15 protein-coding genes and 1 pseudogene are annotated in these 17530 nt (G+C 72.7%); 12 read left to right on the plus strand and 4 right to left on the minus strand.

All coding sequences use genetic code 11. The features are described 5' to 3' along the window. Positions 1 to 16: 16 nt before the first annotated feature. From ABZ635_RS21000 to ABZ635_RS21040, 9 genes are all read left to right on the plus strand, one after another. On the plus strand, positions 17 to 778 hold the full coding sequence (locus ABZ635_RS21000) for an ATP-binding cassette domain-containing protein (RefSeq protein ID WP_357767768.1): 762 nt from the start codon (positions 17 to 19) through the stop codon (positions 776 to 778). After that, positions 775 to 2091, plus strand: a complete 1317-nt coding sequence (locus ABZ635_RS21005) for an ABC transporter permease (RefSeq protein ID WP_357767771.1) — start codon at positions 775 to 777, stop codon at positions 2089 to 2091. The genes ABZ635_RS21000 and ABZ635_RS21005 overlap by 4 nt, the downstream gene beginning before the upstream one ends. After that, complete coding sequence (locus tag ABZ635_RS21010; RefSeq protein ID WP_357767774.1) at positions 2079 to 2732, plus strand: hypothetical protein; 654 nt, start codon at positions 2079 to 2081, stop codon at positions 2730 to 2732. The genes ABZ635_RS21005 and ABZ635_RS21010 overlap by 13 nt, the downstream gene beginning before the upstream one ends. 25 nt (positions 2733 to 2757) lie before the next feature. Beyond that, positions 2758 to 3174: a DUF3151 domain-containing protein gene (locus ABZ635_RS21015; protein ID WP_357767777.1), complete on the plus strand. Its 417-nt coding sequence runs from the start codon at positions 2758 to 2760 to the stop codon at positions 3172 to 3174. 280 nt (positions 3175 to 3454) lie between these two features. Beyond that, positions 3455 to 4738 carry an adenylosuccinate synthase gene (locus tag ABZ635_RS21020; protein WP_357767780.1) on the plus strand — a complete coding sequence of 428 codons (1284 nt, stop codon included), beginning with the start codon at positions 3455 to 3457 and terminating at the stop codon, positions 4736 to 4738. 47 nt (positions 4739 to 4785) lie between these two features. Beyond that, positions 4786 to 6036, plus strand: a complete 1251-nt coding sequence (purD, locus tag ABZ635_RS21025; RefSeq protein WP_357767783.1) for a phosphoribosylamine--glycine ligase — start codon at positions 4786 to 4788, stop codon at positions 6034 to 6036. A 120-nt stretch (positions 6037 to 6156) separates the two neighbouring features. Next, positions 6157 to 7062 (plus strand): phosphoribosylaminoimidazolesuccinocarboxamide synthase, encoded by a 906-nt coding sequence (locus tag ABZ635_RS21030; RefSeq protein WP_357767785.1) that lies wholly within the window; start codon positions 6157 to 6159, stop codon positions 7060 to 7062. 375 nt (positions 7063 to 7437) lie between these two features. Continuing rightward, the gene (murA, locus tag ABZ635_RS21035; protein ID WP_357767788.1) at positions 7438 to 8733 is read left to right on the plus strand and encodes a UDP-N-acetylglucosamine 1-carboxyvinyltransferase; all 1296 of its coding nucleotides are present in this window, start codon (positions 7438 to 7440) and stop codon (positions 8731 to 8733) included. Positions 8734 to 8983: 250 nt separating this feature from the next. Next, entirely contained in the window at positions 8984 to 10249 is a 1266-nt protein-coding gene (locus tag ABZ635_RS21040) for a hypothetical protein (protein WP_017544398.1), read from the plus strand. Between the two features lie 81 nt (positions 10250 to 10330). On the opposite strand, the gene hisC is transcribed toward ABZ635_RS21040, so the two are convergent. Then, complete coding sequence (hisC, locus tag ABZ635_RS21045; protein ID WP_357767791.1) at positions 10331 to 11413, minus strand: histidinol-phosphate transaminase; 1083 nt, start codon at positions 11411 to 11413, stop codon at positions 10331 to 10333. Between the two features lie 108 nt (positions 11414 to 11521). On the opposite strand from hisC, the gene ABZ635_RS21050 reads away from it, so the two are divergent. Continuing rightward, complete coding sequence (locus tag ABZ635_RS21050; RefSeq protein ID WP_357767793.1) at positions 11522 to 12241, plus strand: hypothetical protein; 720 nt, start codon at positions 11522 to 11524, stop codon at positions 12239 to 12241. Here ABZ635_RS21050 and ABZ635_RS21055 read toward each other — a convergent pair. Then, positions 12216 to 13202 (minus strand): MauE/DoxX family redox-associated membrane protein, encoded by a 987-nt coding sequence (locus tag ABZ635_RS21055; protein WP_357767796.1) that lies wholly within the window; start codon positions 13200 to 13202, stop codon positions 12216 to 12218. The two genes, ABZ635_RS21050 and ABZ635_RS21055, sit on opposite strands and share 26 nt — an antisense overlap. Before the next feature lie 3 nt (positions 13203 to 13205). Next, entirely contained in the window at positions 13206 to 14168 is a 963-nt protein-coding gene (locus ABZ635_RS21060) for a hypothetical protein (protein WP_357767799.1), read from the minus strand. Between the two features lie 466 nt (positions 14169 to 14634). On the opposite strand from ABZ635_RS21060, the gene ABZ635_RS21065 reads away from it, so the two are divergent. Both ABZ635_RS21065 and ABZ635_RS21070 read left to right on the plus strand, forming a co-directional pair. Further along, positions 14635 to 15162: a SigE family RNA polymerase sigma factor gene (locus ABZ635_RS21065; protein WP_357767802.1), complete on the plus strand. Its 528-nt coding sequence runs from the start codon at positions 14635 to 14637 to the stop codon at positions 15160 to 15162. 312 nt (positions 15163 to 15474) lie between these two features. Then, a complete protein-coding gene (locus tag ABZ635_RS21070) occupies positions 15475 to 17427 on the plus strand; it encodes an ABC transporter ATP-binding protein (RefSeq protein WP_357767805.1) in 1953 nt (650 codons plus the stop codon). An 11-nt stretch (positions 17428 to 17438) separates the two neighbouring features. On the opposite strand, the pseudogene ABZ635_RS21075 reads toward ABZ635_RS21070, so the two are convergent. Continuing rightward, positions 17439 to 17530: pseudogene (locus tag ABZ635_RS21075) on the minus strand (phenylacetic acid degradation protein PaaD); the annotation flags it as partial.

Genomic DNA, 17530 nt, shown 5'->3' on the forward strand with positions numbered 1-17530 from the left:
GAGGGGGCACCGACGGATGCGGGTCACCGCTGAGGGCCTGGACTTCGGCTACCGGGGCCGCCGCAGGGTGCTGGACTCCCTCACCTGGACCGTGGAGCCCGGGGTCACCGGGCTCCTCGGGCCGAACGGCGCGGGCAAGACCACACTGCTCTCGCTCATCGTGACGCTGCTCCCCGTGCGCGGGGGGCGGCTGGCCATCGGGGAGCACGACCTCTCCTCCAGGACCGGCCGGACCCTGGCCCGCCGGGAGCTGGGGTTCGTGCCGCAGCGCTTCTCGCTGGCCGGAGAGCTCTCCGTCGCGGACACCGTGGCCTACGCGGCGTGGGTCCACGGGCGCGAGCGCCGTGAGTGCGCGGCCGCGGCCGCCTCGGCCCTGGCCGCCGTCGACCTTTCCGACCTGGCCGAACGACGCACCCGCACCCTGTCGGGCGGCGAGCGCCAGCGCGTGGCCATCGCCGCCGCCCTCGCCCACGACCCCCGGGTCCTGGTCCTGGACGAACCCACCGCTGGGCTCGACCCGGGGCAGCGGCTCCGCGTGCGCGAGGTCCTGGCCGGCCTGGGAGAGGACCGCACGGTGCTGATCTCCACCCACCTCATCGAGGACGTCGCCCACCTGTGCTCCCGGGTCGGGGTTCTCGCGGGCGGCCGGATCGAGTTCCACGGCACCGTGACGGAACTGGAGGCCCTCATCGACGACTCGACGGGCGGGAGCCGCCTCGGCTCCGGGTTCGAACGGGCCTACGACCAGCTGGTCACCCGGGTGGGGGAACGCGGGTGAGCGCCCCCGAGGCCCGCTGGACGTCCTCCCCGCTGCTCTGGCCGCTGCCGCCGCACGCGGTGCTGGTCCCGGCGGGGCTCATCCTGGTCCTGACCCTGGCCTCGACCTGGGGCCAGCTCTCCTGGCGGGCGCTGGACTGGGTGTACCTCTCCGGGCAGGTGGGGGCCCAGGCCCGGCTGCCGGTCGCGGTGGCCGCCGGTGCGGCGGCCCTGGTGGCGGTTCGGTTCGCCCGTTCGAGCCTGGTGTTCGCCCAGTCCTGGCAGCCCCGGGTGGAGCGGGACGTCCCGGTGCGGCAGGCGGCGCTGGTCACCGGCTGGTGCCTGGGCGCCTATCTACTGGGGCTGCTCCCCCTGACCGCCGCCGTGGCCTCGGCGGGAGCGGGCCTCCCCCAGCCGGTGCCGGTCCTGGGCGCGCTGACCGGTTTCGCGGCGCTCACCCTGTTCGGCTACCTGTGCGGGGTGGCGCTGCGCGGGCTGGTGGCCGTGCCCGTGGCGGTCGGCGCGGTGTTCGTGTTCACCAGCCTGCCGCTGGTGACCGACGCCTGGACGGCACTCGCCCTCCAGCTGCCCTTCGACACCTTCCTGGGCGTGCGGGAGAACTCCGCGCTCGGCCTCTACCGCCTGGGGTTCTTCCTCCTGTTGGCGGCCGCCTCGGCGTGGACGGCCAGCTCGCTGCTGCGCGCCCCGCGCCGCCCGTCGGCCCCGCACGCGGCGGCGGTGGCGGCCGTGGCGGCCGCCGTCGTCCTGCCGCACCTGTACGCGTTCCCGCTCGTGGTGCACGCCACGGGCGGCACCGAGGTCTGCGAGGCGCGTGACGGGGTCCGCTACTGCGTGCACGAGGGCCACGCGGACGAGCTCGCGCCGATCGTCGACCTGGCCGCGCCGGTGGTGGCCGCGTACGGGTCGGCCGACGCCACACCGGCCCAGGTCCGGGACCAGAGCCTGGCCACCGGCGACCGCGAGGTACTCGACGGAGTCGACCGGGGCGTGCTCTGGCTCCGCGTCCACCCCGGCTGGGAGCCCCGCCGAGAGGTCCCGTGGGCGGTGGCCGAGTGGCTGGCACCCGACGTGTTCGTGTGCGACTCCAAGGGCGTGGCCAGCACGGACGAGGGGGCCACGCCGGAGGAGCGCCGGGCGGCCGTGGTGGCCGGACTCCAGGCCTGGCTCGCCTCGGAGTCGCTTCCGGGCGGCCCCCGGGACGGGGGTCCCTTCGCCGGGGCCGACCCCGACCAGGTCCGGGCGTGGATCAGCGCCAACGAGGACGCCCTCGCCTCCTGTTCCGTGGAGCCCGAGGACCTGCCGTGGTGGCCGTGACCCTGCGCCCTTCCCTGCTGCCGGGGCTCGGGGCCCTGGCCGCGGCCCTCGCGGCGGCGGTCCTGGGGCTGGTCACGGCGGGCGCGGTGGTCCCGGTGGCGATCCTCGACTGGCCCCACGAGGAACAGCGCGTCCCCGTGGCCGAGCTGCTGTGCGTGTGCGCGGCCACCGCCGGGGCCTGGGCCCACCGCCCGCGCCTGTGGGAGTGGGAGCGGCTGGGCGGGGCCCGGACACGGGTCCGCGCCGCCTCGGTGGCCGCTTCCGGCGTGCTGATGCCGGTGGCGGCCGCGCTGGCGCTGCTGCCCTCGGCGTCGGGTGCCGACAACGCCTGGCTGCTGGTGACCAACGTCCTGCTGGCGGTCTCGGCCGTGTACCTGATGGCGCCCTTCCTCGGCGCGGTGCCTTCGGGGATGGCCGTGCTCTCCGGTGTCCTCCTCGGGGCGGCGGCCTGCAACGTGGTGACGGGCCTGAACCGTGTGAGCCCGTACGCGTACGTGGGGTCGGACGGGTGGGTGGCGCCCGCCCTGTGCCCCGGGGCCGGGGTCGCGGTCCTGGCCGTCGGCCTGGCCGGGGCCGCGGTGTGCGCGCACGCGGCCACGCACGGCTCCACGGCCCGGCTCCGCGGGCGCGGGTCCCCCTGAACCCGCCCGGTGGCAGGATGGGGGCATGAACCTGCACCAGAACCTGCTGAACGAGCCGCCCGAGACCCGACTGGCCGACGACCCCGAGGCGCGCGAGGCGCTGTCCTTCTCCGACGACCCGACCCCGGTGGCAGGACGGTTCCCGAGCTACTCCGCCGCGTGGGCCCGCCTCGCCGAGCTGGCCCTGGCCGACGGTCAGCCGGTGGCCGCCTACGCGTACGCCCGGACCGGGTACCACCGGGGGCTGGACCAGCTGCGCCGCTCGGGGTGGAAGGGGCACGGCCCGATCCCGTGGGAGCACGAGCCGAACCAGGGCTTCCTGCGCGCCCTGCACGCCCTGAGCCGGGCCTCGGAGCAGATCGGTGACACCGAGGAGGCGGAGCGCTGCGCGACCTTCCTCCGGGAGTCGAGCGCGGAGGCCGACCGGGTGCTGAACGCCTGATCCCCGGGTTCGCCGACGGGCCCGACGCGGTGTGGGAACACGCACGCGCCGGCCGGGGGCGGGGCCCGGGCGACCACGGCCCCGCCTCCCCGCCGACGGTCCCGGAGGGGTGCGCCGCACCACGGTGACCCGAAGGGCGCAAAGCCCCACTTAACCCGGATGCGCAGGTCGTGTACGCTCAATACGCAACGGCCCCTGTCGCTGCCTTGCGCCAGGGGTTCTTCCGTGTCCGGGGTCGGAAAACGCCCCGGCCAGGTGTCGAGCGAAGAGGTAGAGACCAATGCCGGCGATCACGCTCGTGGGTGCCCAGTGGGGCGACGAGGGCAAGGGCAAGGCGACCGACCTGGTCGGTGACCGCGTGGACTACGTGGTCCGTTACCAGGGCGGCAACAACGCCGGTCACACGGTGGTCATCGGCGACCAGAAGTACGCCCTCCACCTGCTGCCCTCCGGCATCCTGTCCCCGAACGTGGTCCCGGTGATCGCCAACGGCGTCGTCATCGACCCGGGCGTGCTGTTCGAGGAGCTGCGCGGCCTCCAGGAGCGGGGCGTGGACACCTCCCGCCTGGTCATCTCGGCCAACGCGCACCTGATCATGCCCTACCACCGGGCCCTCGACAAGGTCAGCGAGCGCTTCCTCGGCAAGGGCAAGATCGGCACCACCGGCCGCGGCATCGGCCCGACCTACGCCGACAAGGTCACCCGCCAGGGCGTGCGCGTGCAGGACATGTTCGACCCGAAGATCCTGCGCAAGAAGATCGAGCTCGCCCTCCACGACAAGAACCAGCTCCTCACCAAGGTGTACAACCGGCGCGCCCTCGAGGCCGAGCCGATCATCGAGGAGTACCTGGGCTACGCCGAGAAGCTGCGGCCGCACGTCGCCGACACCTCCCTGATCCTCAACAAGGCGCTGGACGAGGGCAAGACGATCTACCTGGAGGGCTCGCAGGGCACCCTCCTGGACATCGACCACGGCACCTACCCGTTCGTGACGTCCTCCTCGCCCACCTCCGGCGGCGCCGCGGCCGGTGCGGGCATCGGCCCCAACCGCATCACCAAGGTCGTCGGCATCCTCAAGGCCTACACGACCCGTGTCGGCTCGGGCCCCTTCCCGACCGAGCTCGTGGACGAGCAGGGCGACTGGCTGCGCACCCAGGGCGGCGAGTACGGCGTGACCACCGGCCGCGACCGCCGCTGCGGCTGGTTCGACGCCCCGATCGCCCGCTACGCCACCCGGATCAACGGCATCACCGACTTCTTCCTGACCAAGCTCGACGTGCTCACCGGCCTGGAGCGCATCCCCGTGTGCGTGGCCTACGACGTCGACGGCGTGCGTCACGACGAGATCCCGATGACGCAGACCGACTTCCACCACGCGACGCCGGTCTACGAGTACTTCGACGGATGGTCCGAGGACATCACGGGTGCCCGGACATTCGAGGAACTCCCCAAGAACGCGCAGGCTTACGTGCGTACTCTTGAGGAGATGGCCGGTGCCCCGATCTCCGCCATCGGCGTCGGTCCGGGCCGCGAGGAGACCCTCCAGCTGCGCTCGCTGGTCTGACTCGGCGACACACGACACTCCTCCAGTAGAAGAAGAGGCCCCCTGTAGTGAAAGCCCTCGTTCTCGGCGGCGGAGGCCGCGAGCACGCACTCGTCCGCGCCCTGTCCCTTGATCCGGGCGTCACCAGCATCCACAGCGCCCCCGGCAACCCGGGGATCTCGGACCTGTCCGAGAACCACGTCATCAACGTGACGGACGGGTTGGCCGTGACCGAGCTGGCCGCGCGCATCCGCGCCGAGCTGGTCGTGATCGGACCGGAGGCACCGCTGGTGGCCGGGGTCGCGGACGCCCTGCGTGACCGGGGCATCCCGGTGTTCGGCCCCGACAGGGAGGCCGCCCGGCTGGAGGGTTCCAAGGCCTTCGCCAAGGAGGTCATGGAGGCCGCGGGCGTGCCCACCGCCAAGGCGCGGGTGTGCCGGAGCGCGAGCCAGGTCTCCGAGGCCCTCGACGAGTTCGGCGCCCCGTACGTGGTGAAGAACGACGGCCTGGCCGCGGGCAAGGGCGTCGTGGTGACCGAGGACCGCGCCCTCGCCGAGCGGCACGCCCGGGAGTGCGGCCGGGTGGTGATCGAGGAGTACCTCGACGGTCCCGAGGTCTCCCTGTTCGTGCTCACCGACGGCGCCCACGCTCTGCCCCTGCTGCCCGCCCAGGACTTCAAGCGCGCCTACGACGGCGACCAGGGGCCCAACACGGGCGGCATGGGCGCCTACGCGCCCGTGCCGTGGGCGCCCGCCGGGCTGGTCGACGAGGTCATGGAGTCGGTCGTGCGGCCGACCGTGTCCGAGATGAACCGCCGGGGCCACCGCTACCAGGGCCTGCTCTACGTGGGTCTGGCGCTGACGTCCAAGGGCCCGCGGGTGGTGGAGTTCAACGCCCGGTTCGGCGACCCCGAGACCCAGGTCGTGCTCGACCGCCTGGCCACCCCGATCGGGGCGGTCCTCCAGGCCACCGACACCGGCGGGCTGGGTGCGATCGGTTCGCTCCAGTGGAAGTCCGGAGCGGCGGTGACCGTCGTGGTCGCGGCGGAGAACTACCCGGGCGACCCGGTCAGGGGCGACCTCATCGGGGGCCTGGACGCCGCGAACGCCCTGGAGGGCGCCTACGTGCTGCACGCGGGCACCGCCTGGGACGGGGTGCGCGACGTCAAGGCCAACGGCGGCCGGGTGCTGAACGTGGTCGGTACCGGCGCGGACCTGCGTCAGGCCCGTGAGCGCGCCTACGAGGCGGCGAGCCGGATCGAACTGCGCGGTTCGTTCTACCGCACCGACATCGCCGAGCGCGCCTCCGCCGAGGTGTAGGCGGCCCGGGGGCCGTCTCCCGAACCCCCGCCGGGGTCCGCGACCGCGGGCCCCGGCGCTTGCGGCCGCCGTCCGGCGGCCCTCGCAGAGCACGGACGGCACGACCGAGAGAGAAGCGTCATGAGTGGCTTCGTCACCGTTCCCGAACCCGTCGAGGTCCCGGGGCTGACCCACCTGCACACCGGCAAGGTGCGCGACCTGTACTCGACGGACTCGGGCGCCCTGGTGATGGTGGCCAGCGACCGCGTGTCGGCCTTCGACTGGGTGCTGCCCACCGAGATCCCGGGGAAGGGCCGCCTGCTCACCCAGCTGTCCCTGTGGTGGTTCGAGCGCCTCGGAAATCTGGTCGCCAACCACGTCGTCTCCGACACGCCGCCCGAGGGCGCGCCCGCCGACTGGGCCGGGCGCACCCTGGTCTGCGAGCGCCTGGACATGGTTCCGGTGGAGTGCGTCGCCCGCGGCTACCTGGCCGGGTCCGGGCTGGCGGAGTACCGGGTGGACCGCACGGTGTGCGGGGTCCCGCTCCCCGAAGGGCTGGTGGACGGCTCCGAGCTGCCCGAACCGGTGTTCACCCCGGCCACGAAGGCGGAGGTCGGCGACCACGACGAGAACGTGCCGTTCTCGGTGGTGGCGGAACGGCACGGCGAGGCGCTCGCCCACGAGCTGCGCGACCTCACCCTGCGCGTGTACGGGCGCGGCCGCGACGTCGCTCGGGAGCGCGGCGTGATCCTGGCCGACACCAAGTTCGAGTTCGGCCGTTCGGCCTCCGGCGGGCTGGTCCTCGCCGACGAGGTGTTCACCCCGGACTCGTCCCGGTACTGGCCCGCCGACGAGTGGCGCCCCGGCCGACCCCAGCCGTCCTTCGACAAGCAGATCCTGCGCGACTGGCTGACCTCGCCCGCCTCGGGCTGGGACCGCGCCTCCGACACCCCTCCGCCGGAGCTTCCCGAGAACGTGGTGGAGCGCACTCTGTCCCGCTACAAGGAGATCCACGAGCGCCTGACCGGCGCGGCGCCGGTGCTCTGACCGACGCCGCGCGCGTGATTCCGCGCACGGGGACGTCGTTTCGGCTGCGGGAGCACGTATGGTGGTGAGGTCGTAGGCAACACCGAAGTAACGGCCAGCCATGCGTACGACCCATGGTCTCTCCCTCCGGCGTAATGCCTCTTTGGCCGTTTGGCGGGACTTCAACCGCGATCTGCGGGTATACCACGTTCTGGGCGGATTTTCGCGATCCGCTTGCTATAGAGTCGTCGCGAACCGACCGGCTCACCGGCCGTGCAGGTCACACGAGATGGTCACAACGTTTCAGGGCGAACCCGCGTCTCAAACGCATACAGGCGATACCCGACGAGGGTGACCCTTTCTTTTCACATCTGCCTCACGAAGGAGCACATGAGCATGGGCCAGGAGGTTCGTTACCGCGTCCGCGGCGGACGCCCCCTCAGCGGAACGGCGTTCATCCAAGGCGCGAAGAACGCCGTCCTGCCGATGATCGGGGCCGCCCTGTTGGCGTCCAAGGGACGTACCGTGCTGCGGAACGTCCCCGTCATCGAGGACGTCTACCGCGCACTTGAGCTCGCCGAACACGTGGGCGCCAAGGTCGAGTTCCACGAGTCCGAGCGCACCGTCGTCATCGACGCCTGCGGCCTCAACGACCCCGAGCGCGCCGTCCTGCCCGCCGATATCGCGGCCCGCTTCCGTGGCTCCGTGCTCTTCGTGCCGGCGCTGATGCACCGCACCGGCCGCGCCCGCATCGAGGGCGTCGGCGGCTGCAACCTCGGTAGCCGCAACCTCGACTTCCACTACCGCGGCTTCGCCCGCCTGGGCGCGGAGGTCACCGAGGACCTGGAGCGCAACCACATCAACGTGGAGGCGAGCCGGCTCCGGGGCGGTCGTCTGTACCTGGACACCCCGTCCCACACCGGCACCGAGAACCTCCTCATGGCGGCCGTGCTGGCTCCCGGCACCACCGTGATCGAGCACGCGGCCCTCGAGCCCGAGGTCATCGACGTCATCAACTTCCTCTCCGCCATGGGCGCGAAGATCAGCGGTGGCGGCACCGGTCTGATCACCGTCGAGGGCGTCGAGGAGCTCACCGCCGTCGAGCACAGCATCATGTCCGACCGCATCGACGCCGGTGTGTTCGCGATGACCGTCGCCGCCACCGGTGGCGAGGTCAGCCTGGTGGGCGCCCACCTGGACCACCTGGGCGTGGCGCGCTGGAAGCTGGAGCAGATGGGGGTCGGCTTCTCCCAGGAGGGCGCCGTCCTGCACGTCCAGCGGGACCCGTCCGTGCCGCTGCGCCCGATCAACGCGGTGACCTCGCCGTTCCCGGGCTTCGCCACGGACCTCCAGTCGCCGCTGATGGCGCTGGCCACCCTGGCCGAGGGCGAGAGCTACATCCACGAGGCCATCTACGACGGCCGCTTCGCCCTGGCCGACGAGCTCAACAAGATGGGCGCCAAGATCGAGGTCGAGGGCACCCGCGCCATCGTGCACGGTTCCACGAACCTGCGCGGCGCCGAGGTGATCGCCCACGATCTGCGCACCGGCGCGGCCCTGGTCCTCGCCGGACTGGTCGCCGAAGGTGAGACAATCGTGGCGCCTGGTTATCTGGTTGACCGCGGTCACGCTCAGTTCGCGTCGCGGCTCGCCGCGCTGGGCGGCGACGTGGAGCGCGTCACCGTCTCGTAGGAGCCGTAGGCGCAGTTCAAGCCGGGGTGGGGGGCCTCCTCCCACCCGGGCTTTCGGCGTTGATATGGAAAACGATCTTCTTTGGCCCCGCACAATGGGTACGATCTCGGCAATCATGCCGTGACAGAGATCGGGTCGGGAAACCAGTGGGCGCACATAGTGAAGAGCGTGGAATGGTAGCGGGGAGCAACCCGAGGTGAGTGCGCAGCGTACTGGCGATTTGACGATCGGCGTCATAGGACCTCATGAGGTGGTCGAACGGGTCATGCTCATGGGTCCGGGGTCCACTGGACCCCTCAACGCCAGACTCATCGCCGCCGCCTACCGAGACGAGCAAGAGGCGACGGACAAGGTCGTCAGGCTGGGGTCGGCGATCGACGCCTACCTGTTCGCCAGCCCTGTCCCCTACGAGTTCGCGCGGAAGGCGGGCGTGTTGACCATGCCCGCGACCTTCGTGCCACTCGGCGGGGCGAGCCTGCACGAGGCCCTGCTCCGAGCGACACTGGACGATCGATACGACCCGACCAGAGCCAGTCTGGACGTCCTCAGCCGCGCCGACGTGGTGGAGGCCTACTCCGAGGTCGACCTGCCCGTGGACGGCATCCACGTGCACGAGGAGCTGACCAACACCGCCCAGCTCACCTCCTTCCACGAGGGCCTGTGGCGGCGCAAGGCCACCAAGATGGCGATCACCTGTGTGCGCGGGGTCGCCGAGCGGCTGGAGGCCATCGGGGTTCCGGTGATCCGGCTGCGGCCCACCAACGCGGGTGTGCGCAGCGCCCTCCAGACCGCCGGTCTGCTGGGTGCGCACCACCGTCTGGAGGAGGCCCAGCTCGGGGTGGTCGTCGTGGACGTGCCCACCCTGCGCGACTCCTCCCGGCGCTCCACCCCGCGCTACTGGCGTGAGGAACTGCGGCTCTCCCTGCACCGTCTGCTGCTCCAGGAGGCCCACCGGATCAACGCGACGGCGCACCGGCTGGACGACCACTCGTTCATGGTGACCGCCACGCGCGGCTCTTTGGTGACCGCCACCGAGGGGTTCCGGCAGCCGCCGTTCGTGGAGCGGATCAAGGCGGAGCTGGGGATCGCGATCGAGGTCGGCATCGGTATGGGCCGCACCACCCAGGACGCCGAGTCGCACGCCCGCGCGGCGCTCAACCGCGCGCAGGCCTCACGGCAGAGCTTCGCGGTGGACCGCGAGGGCCGTTCGCTGGTCCCGGCCCAGCGCGCCCCGGCCCGGCAGTCGTCGGAGCCGCTGCGCACCAAGGGCCGCGAGACCCTGGTCCGCCTCTCAGAGAAGATCGCCGAGGAGGACGGGCCGCTGGTGGTCGACGCGGAGAACGCCGGGCGCATGCTCGGGGTCACCTCCCGGACGGCACGGCGCCTGCTGCGCACCCTGGTGGAGGAGGGCCTGGCCTGGCCGCTGCCGCCCAACCGCACGCTCCAGCCCGGCCGTCCGCGCCAGCTCTACCGGCTGATCGTGGAGAAGCTGGACAAGGACGCGGCGGGCAAGTAGCCCGCCCGGGCATCCCGGACGGGGGCGGCTCCTCTTGGGGGCCGCCCCCGTCGGCGTTCCCGGCGCCCTCGGGGCCTCGGGTCAGCGGCGCCGGGCGTAGGCGGTGGCCACGCCGAGGAACACGTCGTTCTCCTCGGGGGTGCCCAGGCTCACGCGGGCGCCCTCGCCGTCGAACGGACGCACCGAGACGCCCTCCCGCGCGCACGCGGCGGCGAAGTCGAGGGTGTCCTCATCCAGCCGCAGCCACACGAAGTTCGCCTCACTGGGGGGCACGGTCCACCCGGCGGCCACGAGGCCCTCACGGACGCGCTCACGCTCCTTCACGGTGGTCTCCACACGCTCCAGGAGCTCCCCTTCGGCGTCCAGGGAGGCGATCCCGGCAGCCTGGGCGAGGTGGTTGACGGCGAAGGGCACGAGGGTCTTGCGCACGGCGGCCGTCACCGAGGGGTGGCCGACGAGGAAGCCGAGGCGGACGGCGGCCAGGCCGTAGGCCTTCGAGAAGGTGCGCAGGACCGCGACGTTGGGCCGGTTCCCGTACAGGGTGACGCCGTCCGGGACCTCGGGGTCGCGCACGTACTCGCGGTAGGCCTCGTCCAGGACGACGAGCACGTGGTCGGGGACGCGGTCGAGGAAGTCGACCAGTTCCCGCTCCCGTACGGCCGTGCCGGTCGGGTTGTTGGGGTTGCACACCAGCACCATGCGGGTGTCGTCGGTGATGGCGGCGAGGAGTGACTCCAGGTCGTGGGTCTCGTCCTTGAGGGGGACCCGGACCGACGTGACACCGGACAGCTCGGCGAGGAGCGGGTAGGCCTCGAAGGAACGCCAGGCGTAGACGACCTCGGCTCCGGGCTCCCCGACGGCCTCCAGGAGCTGCTGGAGCAGGCCGACCGAGCCCGCGCCGAGCGCGACGTGCTCCTCGGGGACGCCCAGGTGCGCGGCGAGCCTGGTGACGAGCTCGGCGGCCCCCGGGTCCGGGTAGCGGTTGAGGTCGGCGGCGGCCCGGGAGACGGCCTCACGCACGGACGGGAGCGGCCCGAGCGGGCTCTCGTTGGAGGACAGCTTGATGGAGCGTCCGTCCGGTCCGACGACCTCGCGGCCGGGCTTGTACGCGGGAATGGACTCCAGTACCGCCCGCAGATATGGCGATTTCGACTCCGACACCATGGTCCTTCCTCAATACTTTGTGCTAACCCCGCGACACTCTCGGCAATGAGTGACCCGGGCCGGTCACCGCTCCAAGCGGAAATATCGCACAAACGAGGAGATATCACCATGCGTTTGCGTCATCGTTCTGCCCGTTCCGCTCCGGGCGCGGCCCTGCCCGTCGCGGTCGCGCTGACCTCGGCGATCGTCCTGAGCGCGTGCGGAGGCGCCGACGGGGCCCAGAGCGACGACGCCAACGCCGAGGCCGCCGCCCAACTCCACGACGCCCAGCCGATCAACGTCGGCGACGTGACCCTGCTCCCCGAGAGCAGTGAGGCCGGAACCTACTCCGAGCTTGTCACAGTGCGGTACTCGGAGGAGGTCCGGGCCTCCACCGAGCTGGACAAGCCCGAGTGCATGGACGCCGCCAACCGCTGGGGCGACCTGGAGGCGGTGCGCGACGCCCCCGCCTCCGTGGCCGCCTACGAGTGGGAGAAGGGCAACGTCTCACACATCCTCGTCCAACTCGACGAGGAGACCGCGGCCGAGGCCCTGGCCGTCCGCCCACCCGACGCCTGCGCCGAGTACACCGCCACCTACGAGGACGGCAGCAGTTCCGAGTACGGCGTCGCCGACCTGGACGTCCCCCCGGTCGGCGACGAGTCGCGCTCCTTCTCCATCCAGGTCAGGGACGACGGCGGCGAGAACCAGATGTACACCGTCATGTACCGCAACGGCGGCCTGCTGGGCACCACCTCCGTGATGGGCCCCGGCGGGGCCGAGGACTACGAACAGCTCCTCCTCGACTTCAGCGAGGCGGCCATCAAACGACAGGGTCAGATGCTCTGATCCGGTCCAGACCGCGCCCGGACTCGCCCGGGAACTCCTTGGCGAGGGTGCCGGGCTTGGGTCCGCCCCGGCCCTCGGCAGCGTCCCGTCGCGCCGCCTCGCGCGGCCGGGGCAGCCTGCGCGGCGGCCCCTGGAGGTCGAGCGTGGTCACCGCGCCGAAGGAGGCGATCACCGTGCCGCTCTCACGGTCCACCAGGACGGCGCGGACCCCGGTCCGGCGCGGGCCGCCGATCCGCACCGCGTAGACCACGTCCACACGGCGGCCGTGGCGCAGGCCGTCGTAGCGCACGAACCGCCAGCAGCCGTGCCGCCAGGTCTCCTCGGGGGTGTCCTTGAGCATCACCTTGGTGTTCGTCCGCCAGACCTCGCTGCCGCGCAGTCGGCGCAGGGTCCGGCGTTCGGAGACCTCGCGCAGGGCGCAGGGTTCGGACGTGGCGGCCCGGGCCGCCGCCTCCCGGATTTCGGGGCTGAGCAGGGCCAGCACGAGCAGCTGCGCGCCGAGCACCACCCCGTGGGTCACGGTCGGGGTCGAGGCCACCTCCCAGCCGGTGGGCGCCAGCCCGACCGTCGCCGCCGCGCCCGCGGCCAGCAGTCCGGTGCGGGTGAGCGTGCGCCAGCCGATCGGCGCCCGGCTCAGTCCGCCGAAGCACCCGCACCCGGCCTCCGGGTCGCGGCGGCGGGCCACCAGCAGCAGCACCAACGACGCCGCGAACATCAGGGCGGTGAGCACCCGGGCGGCGTCGCCGAGGAGGCCGGTCGCGGTCAGCAGCGCCACCGCGAGGGCCGCCTCCAGCACGCAGGTGGCGAGGGTGAGCGGACGGCGCAGGCGCTCCGGCAGCAGCACGGACACGCCCGTACCGGCGGCGCGCGGGTCGGCCTTGGCGGCCGCGCCGAGCAGGAGCAGGGCGGCCAGGAGCGGTAGCGCGACCTCGCGGACCGCTTCGAGAACCTCCGGGAACATGGGTCACCCCTCCTGGTCGGCGACGGTCATGGTCGCGTTGAAGCAGCCCGCCTCCAGCCGCCCGCCGAGGGCGACGAAGGAGGTCATGGTGAGGGAGGCGAGGCGGCCCGCGCTCTGGCTCCCACAGGAGGGGCAGAGGTCGCACAGCCAGCTGTCAGCGGCGGCGCAGTCGACGACGGGAACGACGGCGGTGTCACCGGTGCAGTCGTTGCGCAGGCTGAGCGTGGCGCCCGTGGACAGCAGGGGCAACGGCACACAGGAGGTGCGCCGGTCGCACCCGTCCCCGTGTCCGACCCGGTCGAGCGCCGGATAGGCGGCCCCCGCCGCCACGGCTCTCGGGTCCAGGTGGCTCGCGCGCCCCCAGGCCGGGTCGTACCAGGTGGCGATCCCGGACACGGTCGTGGAGTACTCGCGTGTGGGCGGTCGGCGCGGGGTGGAACCCAGCGGGTACGGCGGCTGCGTGGTGACCGGGCGGACCGCCTCGACCTCGCCGTTCCTCCAGACCCCGACCGCGTCGAACAGGTATCCCGGTTCCAGTCGGGGGTGGCGCACCCCGATGCGCCCCGAGGAGCGGTAGGGCAGGACCACGGACAGGCGCGGGCGCCCGTGGCCGGGGTCGATACTGAGGCAGTCGCCCTCGCGGTCGGTGATGACACCGGTGGCCCGGGCGGCCTGGGCCCACACCCGCTCGGCGACCAGACGGCCGTCGTGCGAGCACCGCACCACGACGTCGTCGCCCGGGCGGAGCTCACCGGGCATGACCTCGCCACCGCGCCAGAAGGAGGTGACGCGTTCGTAGAGGAACCGCTCCTCACCCGCGGCTGTGGCCACACAGAGCATGTACGAGGTGGCGTCGACGACCACGCCGCGCGCGACGCGGTGGTGGACCGGAGTGGGCTCGGGTACGGCGTCGGCGCCGAGCACGGCGGCGGTGAACCGCCTACGGCTCCGATCACGGTCCGTCATCACTGACATGTCCTTCGCGCCCCCTTGTAGACCGACTCGTCCGTCTGCGCCCATTGTCTCCCCCGTCTCCCGAAACGCCCGTTCACACGCCGACACCCGTCCGTTCGTGTCGGCGCCCCGCCACGGTGCGCACCGCGCCGGCGCGGGCGGCCGCTTCGCCTGCCTCCCCGGGGAAGCGCCACGTCGCCACTCCACGATGCTCCGTCACCGCACGCAAGCATTTGTACACACTTTGTGCGCACGAGGTGATCGACGCGCCCCGAACGGCCACGCCACGACACGCCCGGGCCGCGTCCGCGGCCGACACCACCCGACTCCCCCACGGTGTTTGTTCGCAGTTGGTGCGGTTTGTCGGCACGTGGTGGTCAGATTCCTGGGGGTTTGCGTTCGCTGTGTGAGAGTGAGACTCCAGGGCGGCCCGTGAAGGCGGCACACGCGGCTGGGTCGGCACGGCCCGCGAAGGGCGGTGACGAGTGTGAACGGAACGACACGGACACCCAGGTCCGAGGAGTTCGACGCGTACGTGTCCGAACGCGGACCGGCCCTGCTCCGCATGGCCCGCTCCCTCACCAACAGCCACGCCGACGCCGAGGACCTCCTCCAGGCCGCGCTCGTCAAGACCTTCCTCGCCTGGGGCCGCATCGCCAACCCTCGCGCCCGGGACGGCTACGTGCGCCGGGCCATGGTCAACACCCAGATCTCCGAGTGGCGCCGTAAGCGCCTGGACGTCTACCCCACCGACGAGATCCCCGAACAGCGGATCGACGACCCCACCTGGCGCAGCGACCTGGCCGACGTCGTGGGCCGCTCCATCGAGCGACTGCCCGCCCGGCAGCGCGCCACCGTGGTGCTGCGCTACTACGAGGACCTCACCGAGGCCCAGATCGCCGAACGCATGGGCGTCACCGTCGGCACCGTCAAGAGCACGCTCTCCCGAGCCGTGCGGAAGCTGCGCGGCGACGCCGACCTCATCATCGAACGCACCACCTCCTGAGCCCCCTGTGGAGGCCCGGGACCGGGCCACCCGGTCCGCGCGCCACCGCCCGGCCGCCCCGGGTTTGCGGACACCGGGCCGTCCGCCACCGGCGACCTCCGGGCGGGCTTAGCGCTCGGCCGATTCGTACAGGTATTCGGATCGCGACTTTCCCCGGGAATCCGAACGCGACCCTCCCGGCCCCTCGGCGCGCTCTCGCGCCGACACCGGGATCCGGACCGTCCGCAACTCCCGAGGGCTCCCCGCGACGTCGTTCGCCCGGGCCATGATCGGCACCTCCCGAACCAGCCCCGGCCCTCAGGAGGACCACCCGTGCGTACCGCCCACGCTCCCGAAACCCTCGAACCGGAGGAGCCCGACAGCGGACTCGACCTGCCAGAACTCACCCCGCCCCGGTGGCTCGGGCACCACGCCGACCTCGCCGGGGCCTCCTGGTACCGGATCGCCCGCCACATGCCCGAACTCCTCGGCCGCGCGGCCGCGCTGGCCTGGCGGGCCGGCCCGCGCGACCTGGTGTCGACGGTCGTGTTCACTCTCGGCAGCGGCGCGGCCACCGCCTGGGCGCTGGTCGCCACCACCTCCGTGCTCACCGAGCTCTTCGCCGAGGTGCCCACCGCCGCCCGGGTGGCCGCCGCGCTCCCCTCTCTGCTCCTGCTCGCCGTGGCGCTGCTCTCCCGGGGCTGCTTCGGCGCCCTCGCCGGGCGGTCCCAGGCCCGGCTCACACCCAAGGTGGTCCTGGCCGCCGAACGGAGCCTGCTGCGCGACGCCACCTCCGTGGAACTGCGGGCCTTCGACGACAGCGACTTCCACGACCATCTGTTCCGCTCACACGCCAAGGGCTGCGACGAGGCCGGGGCGCTGGTCCGCCAGGCCACGGACCTGCTCACCGGCCTGGTGGGCATCGTCGCCGCGGCGGGTGTCCTCGCCGCCCTGCACCCGGTGCTGGTACCCCTGCTGGCCCTGACGATGCTCCCCCAGTGGTGGAGCGCGGCCTCGGCGGCGCGCACGCGGTACCGGATGGTGCTCGCCTTCACCGAGGGGCGGCGCCGCAAGTTCATGCTGGAGCAGCTCATGACCGCGCGGGAGAGCGCCGCCGAGGTGCGTTCGTTCACGATGGAGCGGCGCCTGCTCTCCGGGTTCGACCGCGTCGCCCGCCGGGAGCTGGACATCCACCTGAAGCTGGCCACCCGACAGTCCGTGGTGCGACTCGCCGGGGACGCCGCCAGCGGGGTCATGACGGCCGGGGTGTTCGCGGCGCTGGCCGTGCTCCTGGTCCAGGGAGTGGTACCGATCGCGGTCGCCGGCGCGGCCGTCGTCGCCGTCCGTGTGGCGCAGGGTGCCCTCGGCAACACCCTGCACGCGGTGGCCGGGGTGTACGAGTCGGGTCTGTACTTCTCCGACTTCACGACCTTCCAGCGCGAGGCCCGGGCCCGGTTGCCCCGGTCCGGTCTGGCACCCGCCCCCGCCGGGTTCGACCGTGTGGAGCTGCGGGACCTCACCTTCTCCTACCCGTCGGGCGAGGGCCCGGCCCTGGAGGGCGTGAACCTCACGTTCCACCGGGGCCGGACCGTGGCGCTGGTCGGGGAGAACGGTTCGGGCAAGAGCACGCTCGCCAAGCTGCTCTCGGGGCTGTACACGCCCCAGGAGGGGAGCGTGTGCTGGGACGGCACCGACCTGTCCGGTGTGGACGGGGTGAGCCTGCGCGAACGGATCGCCGTGATCGCCCAGGACCACACCCACTGGCCGCTCACGGCGCGCGGCAACACGGTGATGAGCAGCGCGGCCTGCGCCGAGCGGTTCGCCCGCGCCACGGCGGCGGCCCAGGCCGACGGCGTGGTCGCGGGCTTCCGGAACGGATGGGACACCCTGCTGGACAAGCGGTTCGCCCACGGGGTCGAGCCGTCCGGCGGCCAGTGGCAGCGGCTCGCGGCCGCCCGGTCCTTCTACCGGGGCGACGACGGTGACACGGTGCCGCTGCTCATCGCGGACGAGCCGACCGCGGCGATGGACGCCCGCGCCGAACACGGGTTCTTCGCGTCCGTGCACGCGCACGCCCGTCGCACCGGGGCGGCCGTGGTCCTCATCACGCACCGGTTGGCCTCGGTACGGATGGCCGACCACATCGTGGTGCTCGAACGCGGCCGCGTGGTCGCCGAGGGCACGCACACCGAACTGATGGCCGGCGGCGGCCTCTACCGGGAGCTGTGGGAACTCCAGGCCAGCGCCTACCAGGCCCCGACCGTTCCGGAGCAGAGGAGGCCCTGACCCGACGCGGGGTGGCCGTTGAGCATGAGCGGCCCCACGACCATCTCCACCACCGCGTACCCGTCCCGGGCCTCCACGAGCCGCATCCCCAGGCCCTTGGAGG

The sequence above is a fragment of the Nocardiopsis sp. NPDC007018 genome, from assembly GCF_040635075.1.
In the GTDB taxonomy this organism is placed as follows: Bacteria; Actinomycetota; Actinomycetes; order Streptosporangiales; family Streptosporangiaceae; genus Nocardiopsis.

What these genes read in the sequence shown, in the direction of transcription:
- ABZ635_RS21000 (WP_357767768.1), top strand. Translation starts at nt 17, where the DNA reads ATGCGGGTCACCGCTGAGGGCCTGGACTTCGGCTACCGGGGCCGCCGC.
- ABZ635_RS21015 (WP_357767777.1), top strand. Translation starts at nt 2,758, where the DNA reads ATGAACCTGCACCAGAACCTGCTGAACGAGCCGCCCGAGACCCGACTG.
- ABZ635_RS21020 (WP_357767780.1), top strand. Translation starts at nt 3,455, where the DNA reads ATGCCGGCGATCACGCTCGTGGGTGCCCAGTGGGGCGACGAGGGCAAG.
- ABZ635_RS21030 (WP_357767785.1), top strand. Translation starts at nt 6,157, where the DNA reads ATGAGTGGCTTCGTCACCGTTCCCGAACCCGTCGAGGTCCCGGGGCTG.
- murA (WP_357767788.1), top strand. Translation starts at nt 7,438, where the DNA reads ATGGGCCAGGAGGTTCGTTACCGCGTCCGCGGCGGACGCCCCCTCAGC.
- hisC (WP_357767791.1), bottom strand. Translation starts at nt 11,413, where the DNA reads ATGGTGTCGGAGTCGAAATCGCCATATCTGCGGGCGGTACTGGAGTCC.
- ABZ635_RS21050 (WP_357767793.1), top strand. Translation starts at nt 11,522, where the DNA reads ATGCGTTTGCGTCATCGTTCTGCCCGTTCCGCTCCGGGCGCGGCCCTG.
- ABZ635_RS21055 (WP_357767796.1), bottom strand. Translation starts at nt 13,202, where the DNA reads ATGTTCCCGGAGGTTCTCGAAGCGGTCCGCGAGGTCGCGCTACCGCTC.
- ABZ635_RS21060 (WP_357767799.1), bottom strand. Translation starts at nt 14,168, where the DNA reads ATGACGGACCGTGATCGGAGCCGTAGGCGGTTCACCGCCGCCGTGCTC.